At 65.7% G+C, this 597-nt stretch carries 1 pseudogene; it reads left to right on the top strand.

Annotation, left to right across the window (positions count from 1 at the left end):
- Window positions 1-160 precede the first annotated feature (160 nt).
- Window positions 161-597, top strand: a pseudogene (locus SB754_RS19180) (SAM-dependent methyltransferase); the annotation flags it as partial.

Below are 597 nucleotides of genomic sequence, written 5' to 3'. Positions count from 1 at the left end.
CCATTTCGGCCACGAACAGCGGCAGCACGTCCGCTGGATGGGTCTGCCATTTGTAGCTCGTCCGGGCGCGCAGTGCAGCCATCGGCTCGGCGGCGATCTTCGTCATGCCGCCCAACCTACAGCTAACGTCCGCGGCGGCAGAAGAACTAGGCTGGTAACCATGCCGGATACCTCCCTTGCCCATGTTCTGACCTCCGAAGGCTGGGAACTGCTGAACTCCCTCGGCCCGTATCTGGAATCCGAGTCCTTCAAGCTCAACACCGACCTGCGCAAGGCCGGGCACTCCCCCGAAGTTGTTGCCGCCGTCCTGACCCAGGCCAAGCTGCGCATGAAGGCCCGCGGCAAGTTTGGGCCGTTTGCCGAGCACATGCTCTTCACTGCCCCCGGACTGGAGCAGGCCACGCGCCTGAACGTCGCAGCCCTGCACGCCCAGCGGTACGTCGAGGCCGGCCTGGAGAAGGTCGCCGACCTCGGCTGCGGAATTGGCGCCGATTCCCTCGCGCTGGCCACGCTGGACCGGGAGGTCACCGCAGTGGAACTCGATGAAATCACCGCCGCCGCCGCCACCATCAACCTGATGCCGTGGCCGAACGCCAA

It is taken from the genome of Leifsonia sp. SIMBA_070 (assembly GCF_046534635.1).
Lineage (GTDB): Bacteria > Actinomycetota > Actinomycetes > Actinomycetales > Microbacteriaceae > Leifsonia.
This window is presented reverse-complemented; position numbering and strand designations above follow the sequence as displayed.